General features: G+C 64.4%; 7 protein-coding genes. 4 read left to right on the plus strand and 3 right to left on the minus strand.

From position 1 onward, the window contains the following. Window positions 1-2,329 (plus strand): putative bifunctional diguanylate cyclase/phosphodiesterase (locus tag PMI42_RS11255; protein WP_008133770.1); only part of this gene is annotated, 2,329 nt, incomplete at its 5' end. Here PMI42_RS11255 and PMI42_RS11260 read toward each other — a convergent pair. Both PMI42_RS11260 and PMI42_RS11265 read right to left on the minus strand, forming a co-directional pair. Then, the gene (locus PMI42_RS11260) at window positions 2,315-3,574 is read right to left on the minus strand and encodes a serine hydrolase domain-containing protein (RefSeq protein WP_008133771.1); all 1,260 of its coding nucleotides are present in this window, start codon (window positions 3,572-3,574) and stop codon (window positions 2,315-2,317) included. The genes PMI42_RS11255 and PMI42_RS11260 overlap by 15 nt on opposite strands. Before the next feature lie 63 nt (window positions 3,575-3,637). Next, window positions 3,638-4,201, minus strand: a complete 564-nt coding sequence (locus PMI42_RS11265; protein ID WP_008133772.1) for a nitroreductase family protein — start codon at window positions 4,199-4,201, stop codon at window positions 3,638-3,640. 145 nt (window positions 4,202-4,346) lie between these two features. Between PMI42_RS11265 and PMI42_RS11270 the strand changes: the two genes are divergently transcribed. Together PMI42_RS11270 and PMI42_RS11275 are read left to right on the plus strand one after the other, a co-directional pair. Continuing rightward, window positions 4,347-4,649, plus strand: a complete 303-nt coding sequence (locus tag PMI42_RS11270) for a type II toxin-antitoxin system HigB family toxin (protein ID WP_035965257.1) — start codon at window positions 4,347-4,349, stop codon at window positions 4,647-4,649. Between the two features lie 10 nt (window positions 4,650-4,659). Further along, window positions 4,660-5,031 (plus strand): helix-turn-helix domain-containing protein, encoded by a 372-nt coding sequence (locus tag PMI42_RS11275; protein ID WP_008133774.1) that lies wholly within the window; start codon window positions 4,660-4,662, stop codon window positions 5,029-5,031. A gap of 6 nt (window positions 5,032-5,037) precedes the next feature. Here PMI42_RS11275 and thrS read toward each other — a convergent pair whose 3' ends face one another. Next, window positions 5,038-7,080, minus strand: a complete 2,043-nt coding sequence (gene thrS / locus PMI42_RS11280) for a threonine--tRNA ligase (protein ID WP_008133775.1) — start codon at window positions 7,078-7,080, stop codon at window positions 5,038-5,040. Between the two features lie 186 nt (window positions 7,081-7,266). Between thrS and PMI42_RS11285 the strand changes: the two genes are divergently transcribed. Beyond that, the coding region (locus tag PMI42_RS11285; RefSeq protein WP_008133777.1) for an MFS transporter at window positions 7,267-7,774 on the plus strand (508 nt) is incomplete at its 3' end.

The following is a 7,774-nucleotide window of genomic DNA, read 5'->3' on the forward strand; positions in this document are numbered from 1 at the left end:
CAGTCTCGGCCGGCTCGCCGATCACATCGCGCTGCTGAAGAATGACGGTGCGCTCGAATTGTCGCGCAGCGGACGCTACGTGCAGAAATGGCTCGGCGAGGAGCGCTGGGACATTCCGGTTGCCGAGCTGTCGCCGGATTGCGCGACCGCGCTGTCGGAAGCGGTGGCGAACGCCCTCAATAACGGACGGCCGCATCAGGCGAGCGCGCATTGCGTCCGCGACGGCATGGTCCGGACCTACGACGTGCTGGCCTTGCCGACGTCCTCGCGCTGGGGGACGACGCTGGTCGGCGCCTACATCAACGAGCGCGGCACGCAATACAATCTGCTCGATGCGATCTTCTCATCGACCGACGACGCGGTGATCTCGCTGGCGACATTGCGCGATGCCGGCGGCGAGCCGTTCGACCTCCAGGTCGTGCATCACAATGCCAGCGCCGCGATGCTGCTGAAGACCGCAAGCGCGGGCCTGTTGTGGCGCCGGATCGGCGAGGGCGACACCTTGCTCGCTTCGCCCGAGATCATCCGATTCCTGCTCAAGACCGTCTCCGGCGGCCGCGGCGAGCAGCTCGAGATCGAGCATGACGGCCGTCATCTCCGGTTCAGCGCCACCGCCTTCGCCGACGTGGTCTCGCTGACGATCTCCGACGTCACCGCGTTGAAGCGGCGCGACGCCTCGTTCCGCCTGCTGTTCGACAACAATCCGATGCCGATGTGGGTGTTCGACGCGCAGACCAAAGAGTTCCTTGGCGTCAACGATGCCGCCGTCCAGCATTACGGCTACAGCCGCGCCACGTTCCTGCGCATGAAGCTGCACGAGATCTGGCCCGAGGACGAGTGGGACAGCCACGCCGAGGCGCTGGAGCGCGTCGGCGACACCTATCATTCCTCGCGCAACTGGCGGCATTTGCGCGCCGACGGCAGCGAGATCGAGGTGCTCACCTTCGGCCGACGCGTCGCCTTCGACGACCGCGACGGCTATCTGGTGGCGGTGGTCGACATCACCGAGCGCCGCAAGGCCGAGGCGCGTATCGCCCACATGGCGCACCATGACGGGCTGACCGACCTGCCCAACCGCGAATATTTCCAGGAGCGGTTGAAGCAGGCGCTCGACCAGGCCGTGGGAAAGCGGGTCGGCGTGCTCTACATCGATCTCGACCTGTTCAAGAACATCAACGATTCCTTCGGGCATCCGGTCGGTGACCGCCTGCTGAAGGAGGTCGCCGGGCGCTTGTCCACGGCGGTCCGCGGCGCCAATCTCGCCGCACGTCTCGGCGGCGACGAGTTCGCCGTGATCCTGGCCGCCGACGTCTCGCCGAACGAAGCCAGCGGCTGCGCGACCTTGCTGATCGACATGTTGCGCGCGCCCTACGAAATCGACGGCCAGGAGATGGTGATCGGCGCCAGCATCGGCATCGCGCTGTCGCCCGGCGACGGCGTGACGCCGGAGGAGTTGATGCGCAACGCCGACATGGCGCTGTACCGGGCGAAGTCCGACGGCGGCGGCGTGCACCATTTCTTCGAGCGCGAGATGGATCTCCAGGCGCAGAAGCGCCGCGACATGGAGCTCGATCTGCGCCGCGCCTTTGCCAATGGCGAGTTCGAGCTGCACTACCAGCCGCTGGTGTCGATCGCCTCCGACCGCATCTCCGGATTCGAGTCGCTGTTGCGCTGGCGTCATCCCGACAAGGGCATGATCTCGCCGGCGGAGTTCATTCCGGTCGCCGAGGACATCGGCCTGATCACCCAGCTCGGTGAGTGGGTGCTGCGCGAAGCCTGCAGCGAAGCCGTGAAATGGCCTGTCGACGTCAAGGTCGCGGTCAATCTGTCGCCGGCGCAATTCCGCAGCCGCAACCTGGTCCAGGTCGTGATCTCGGCCTTGGCGCAGTCCGGCCTGTCGCCGAAGCGGCTCGAGCTCGAGATTACCGAGTCGATTTTCCTCGCCGAGACCGACGCCAATCTCGCGATCCTGCATCAGCTGCGCGAGCTCGGCGTCAGCATCTCCATGGATGATTTCGGCACCGGCTATTCCAGCCTCAGCTATCTGCGCAGCTTCCCGTTCGACAAGATCAAGATCGACCGCTCGTTTGTGAAAGATCTGGCGCAGCGGCCCGATTGCGTCGCGATCGTGCGCGCGATCTCCGGTCTCGGCCGCAGTCTCAACATCACCACGACCGCTGAAGGCGTCGAGACCGAGGATCAGCTCGACTGGCTGCGCGCCGAAGGCTGCAACGAGGTGCAGGGCTTTTTGTTCAGCGCGGCGCGGCCCGCCGCCGAGATCGCAAAGCTGCTGGCCGATTTCGGCCAGCGTCCCTCACGGGCGGCGTAGGCCTTCCGGGTAGCAGCCGTAGACCAGTTCCTTGAAGGCGGGCGTGATGCGGCTGCGCTCGTTCTGGGTCTGCTGCATCAGGAGGTAGATCATGTCGAGCTTGGGATCGACGCCGAAATAGGTGCCGCTGCCGCTGTCCCACTTCAACTCGCCGATCGAGCCGGCCGGCGGCGGCCTGGCATTGCCGGGATCGGTGCGCACACCGATGCCGTAGCCATAGCCAAAACCGTCGCCCGGGAAATAGAAATAGTCGCGCCCCACACCGGAGCCGGGGCCGATGTGATCGGTCGTCATCGCCTTGAACGCGGCAGGGCTGAGGTAGCGCTTGCCCTCGAACTCGCCGCCATTGAGCAGCATCTGGGAGAAGCGTTGATAGTCGGTGATGGTCGAGAGCAGCCCGCCGCCGCCGGATTCCCATTCGGGATGGGAGAGGCGGTCGCGTTCGCCGGCGAGCAGGATCGGGTCGCTCGGCAGCGGTCGTGCCATCCGTGCGCGCTCCTCCGGAGTTTTCAGCACGAATTTGGTGCTGCTCATTCCGAGCGGATCGAAAATGCGCTGCTTGAGAAATTCGTACAGCGTCTGTCCCGAGATGATCTCGATGATTGCGCCGAGCACGTCGGTGGAATGGCCGTAGCGCCACAGCGTCCCGGGCTGGCGCGTCAGCGGCAGGCGGGCGATGCGGTCGGCGAATTGCCGGTTGTTGAAGGGCGCCTCGAAAATATTGGCGGCCTCGTAAACCTGCATCACCCAGGGGGCGCCGATATAGTCGTAGCTGATGCCGGAGGTGTGCCGCAGCAGATCCTCGATGTTGACGGGGCGGATCGGCGGCTCGAGCTCGAGCTTCGCGCTGCCGTCGCGCTCAACGCCCACCTTGGTGTCGGCAAACAGCGGGACGTATTTCGATGCGGGATCGGTGAGCGCGAGCTTGCCCTCGTCGATCAGCATCATCGCGCCGAGGCAGGTGATCGGCTTGGTCATCGAATGGATGGCGAAGATCGTGTCCGGCGCCATGGCAAGGCCGGTCCTGGTGTCGCGCACGCCAAACGTCTTGAGGTAGACCGGCTTGCCGTGTTGCTGGACCAGAACCACCGCGCCGGGCAGCCGGCCGCTTCCCACCTCGTTGTCAAAATACGCGGTGATGCGATCGAGGCCGTCGGACGACGGGGCAGGGATATCGGCGGCCCGGCTCCGTGTCATGGAGCCGGCGAGCAGCGCGGCTCCGACCAGAAATTCACGACGCTTCATCCGGGCTTCCTCCCTCGCCGGGAACAAAGCCGCAAGACATCAGAGGCGTCAACACGCCTTCGATTAAAATCGCGTCACGATTTCCGAAAGGAACGGTCGCGGACGGTCCTCGCTCGGCTTGGTCGGCGTGCCGATATGGACGAGGCCGGCGAGTTTCTCGTCCGGCTTGAGGCCAAGGCCATCCAGCACGTCGCGATCGAACGAGAACCAGCCGGTCAGCCAGCAGGCACCGTAACCGAGCGCGGTCGCGGCCGTGACAATGTTCATCACGCTCGCGCCGGCCGACAATTCCTGCTCGAAGGCCGGCACCTTGGGATGCGGCCTGGTGAAGCTGACGATGCCGATCACCAGCGGCGCGTCCATGAGACGCTTGCGCTCGGTCTCGACGTCGGCGGCGGGCGCACCGGGATTCTTGCGGGCGAAGACCCTGGCGATCACCTCGCCGGCGCGCATCCGCGCGTCGCCCTCGAAAACGATGAAGCGCCACGGCGCGAGCTTGCCGTGATCAGGCACGCGGGCACCGATGGTGAGGATGGTGTCGAGCTCGGCCGGGGAAGGGCCGGGCCCGGTCATTTCGCGCGGCTTGACCGAGCGGCGGGTCTTCAGGAGTTCGATGGCATCGGGCACGGGGGCGTCCTTGTGGCTTGCTGTTGTTGCCGGACATAAGCCTGGCAGAAGACGAATGGAAGGGATTTTAGAGGTATTATGAGGTCTGCTGGCAGCTGGCCAGAAAGCTATGGTCCCAGGTTGGGACTATGCTAAGATGAATTGGATGAGGATCATAGCGCTTAGCACGATCAAGGCGTTTCTCGATCGGGCCGGCGAGGTCTCCGATGCCCGCGAGCCCCTGATGGCCTGGTTTCGGCAGGTGAAGCAGGCCGATTGGGCGAAGCCCGCGGACGTCAAGAGAGACATCCGATCCGCTAGTATCCTCAGGGACGGCCGCGTCGTCTTCAACGTCGCCGGCAACAAAATTCGCGTCGTGGTCTGGATCAACTATCCATATCGCGTGGTCTATATCCGTTTTGTCGGAACACATCGGCAGTACGACGCAATCGATGCTCAAACTGTTTAGAAGGTCGGTGATGGAAATCGCGCCAATCAAGTCCAACCGGGATTATCGCCGCGTCCTCAAGGAGATCGAGACGTTGATGAGCGCGCGCCGGAACTCGCCGGAGGGCGATCGGCTGGATGTGCTCGTGACGCTGGTAGAGGCGTGGGAGCGTAAGCACTATCGGCTCGATCTTCCGGATCCGGTCGAGGCGATCAAGTATCATATGGAACAGAGCGGCCTGCAGCCGAGAGATCTGATTCCCTTTATCGGCAGTCGAAACCGGGTTCACGAAGTGCTCAATCGGCGGCGTGAATTGACGCTCAGCATGATCCGACGGCTGCATGAGGGGCTCGGCATTCCCGCCGAGTCCCTCATCAAAATCGGGCAAGATAGAGCCGCTTGAACGCCATCAGGCCGCGTCGCGCGCCCGCCGGACATCCGGCGGGGTTGCCTCGTCCACCAGTGCGGCGATCGCCTCCGCGGTCGTCATCACCTTCTGGCCGTCGCTGCCGAGCCGGCGGACCGAGACCGAATGCGTCTCGGCCTCCTTCTTGCCGCACACGAGCAGTGCCGGGATCTTGGCCAGCGAGTGCTCGCGGACCTTGTAGTTGATCTTCTCGTTGCGCAGGTCGATCTCGGCCCGGAGCCCCGCGCGCCGGACCTGCTCCAGCACCTGCTTGGCATATTCGTCGGCTTCCGAGGTGATGGTGGTCACCACCACCTGCACCGGCGAGAGCCAGAGCGGGAAGTTGCCGGCATAGTGCTCGATCAGGATGCCGATGAAGCGCTCCATCGAGCCGCAGATCGCGCGGTGCACCATCACCGGCGCCTTCTTGCCGCTGTCATGGTCGATGTAGAACGCGCCGAACCGTTCCGGCAGGTTGAAGTCGACCTGCGTGGTGCCGCACTGCCAGTCGCGGCCGATGGCGTCGCGCAGCACGTATTCGAACTTCGGCCCGTAGAACGCGCCTTCGCCGGGGTTGATCTCGGTCTTGATGTGGTTGTTCTGCGCCTGGATCTGGCTCAGCACGGTCGCCATCACGCGCTCGGCGTGATCCCACATCGCATCGGTGCCGACGCGTTTCTCCGGCCGGGTCGACAGCTTCACCGTGAGATCGCCGGTGAAGCCGAAGTCCGCATAGGTCGACAGGATCAAATCGTTGATCTTGAGGCACTCGTCGGCGAGCTGGTCCTCCATGCAGAACACGTGCGCGTCGTCCTGGGTGAAGCCGCGCACGCGCATCAACCCGTGCATGGCGCCGGACGGCTCGTAGCGATGCACCACGCCGAACTCGGCGAGGCGCAGGGGGAGGTCGCGGTAGCTCTTCAGGCCGTGCTTGAAGATCTGCACGTGGCCGGGGCAGTTCATCGGCTTGAGCGCGAACCAGCGCTTGTCCTCGGCTTCGTCGCCGGCCGACTGCGCCGCGAACATGTTCTCGCGATACCAGCCCCAATGGCCCGAGGTCTCCCACAGCACCTTGTCGAGGATCTGCGGCGCGTTGACCTCGTTGTAGTCACCGGCGAGGCGCCGACGCATATAGGCGATCAGCTGCTGGAAGATGGTCCAGCCCTTCGGGTGCCAGAACACGACGCCCGGACCCTCCTCCTGGAAGTGGAAGAGGTCGAGCTCGCGCCCGAGCTTGCGATGGTCGCGCTTCTCGGCTTCCTCGATCTGCTTGAGGTAGGCGTCGAGGTCCTCCTGCTTGGCGAAGGCGGTGCCGTAGATTCGCGTCAGCATCGGGTTGTTGCTGTCGCCGCGCCAATAGGCGCCGGCCACCTTCATCAGCTTGAAGGCGTTGCCGACCTTGCCGGTCGAGGTCATGTGCGGGCCGCGGCACAGATCGAACCAGTCGCCCTGGTAGTAGATCTTGATCGGCTCGTTGCCGGGAATGGCGTCGACCAGCTCGACCTTGAAGGCCTCGCCCTTGTCGCGGAACACCTGCTTTGTCTTCTCGCGATCCCAAACCTCTTTCGTGAACGGTTTGTCGCGCGCGATGATCTCGCGCATCTTCTTCTCGATCGCGGCAAAGTCTTCCGGCGTGAATGGCTCGTTGCGGAAGAAGTCGTAGTAGAAGCCGTTCTCGATCACGGGACCGATGGTGACCTGGGTGCCCGGCCACAGCGCCTGCACGGCTTCGGCGAGCACGTGCGCGCAATCATGGCGGATCAATTCGAGCGCGCGCGGATCGTCGCGGTTGATCAGCTCGATCTTGGCATCGGCTTCGATTGCGTCGTCGAGATCGGAGACGACGCCGTCGAGCGCCATCGCCACGGTGCGCTTGGCCAGCGAGGGCGAAATGCCCTTGGCGATCTCGAGACCGGTGATGCTTTTGTCGTATTCGCGCCGGGCACCGTCGGGGAAGGTGAGGGTGACTTTGGCGGCGGGGTTCACGGGCTTCAGATTGCTGAGGGAGTATTGGAAGCCGGATTCGGACTTGTTCTGGTCGGTCATTGCTTTTCTCCTGAAGCTCACTCCTGCGAACGAGCGCAGGTAAGCGGGAACGAGCGATATATCAGGCGATTCGGCCTGCGCAATCCGTCATTTCCAAGAAAGTGGCGCGCAAAACCCGGGACGGTGCGCCAACTATTTCGCTCCGCGCCCTTTAACCGACCGCGGGCCTGCTCTACATGCATTTGCATGGAAAATCCACGCCCCACCGGCCGTTTCACGCCAACCGCCCTGATGCTCGGCAATCTCGTCACCGGCTGTTCGGTGCTGGCACCGGCGGGCATGCTGCCGGAATTGTCGGCGGGGCTCGGCATCAGCATCCATGCGGCCGGGCTGCTGATTACCTTCGGCGCGGTGGTGCTGTGCATCGGCTCGCCGCTGACGGCCTGGCTCACCAGCCGCATCGAACGGCGAACGCTGCTTGCCACGACGCTCGCGGTGCTTGCGCTGGGCAATCTCGCCTCGGCCTTTGCGCCCGACTACACGAGCCTCCTCGTCATCCGCCTGGTGATGCTCGCGGTCGGAGCGCTCTACACACCGCAGGCAGCCGGCACGGCGGCGCTGATCGTCCCGGTGGAGCGGCGCGGCAGCACGATCGCGTATATCTTCCTTGGCTGGTCGCTCGCAGCCGCCGTCGGCCTGCCGCTGATCACCTTCATCGCCAGCCGCTATGGCTGGGGCGCGGGCCATGGCGGGG

It is taken from the genome of Bradyrhizobium sp. YR681, from assembly GCF_000282615.1.
Classification (GTDB): domain Bacteria; phylum Pseudomonadota; class Alphaproteobacteria; order Rhizobiales; family Xanthobacteraceae; genus Bradyrhizobium.

Coding starts and splice junctions, on each gene's coding strand:
- PMI42_RS11260 (WP_008133771.1), bottom strand. CDS start 3,574: ATGAAGCGTCGTGAATTTCTGGTCGGAGCCGCGCTGCTCGCCGGCTCC.
- PMI42_RS11270 (WP_035965257.1), top strand. CDS start 4,347: ATGAGGATCATAGCGCTTAGCACGATCAAGGCGTTTCTCGATCGGGCC.
- thrS (WP_008133775.1), bottom strand. CDS start 7,080: ATGACCGACCAGAACAAGTCCGAATCCGGCTTCCAATACTCCCTCAGC.
- PMI42_RS11275 (WP_008133774.1), top strand. CDS start 4,660: ATGGAAATCGCGCCAATCAAGTCCAACCGGGATTATCGCCGCGTCCTC.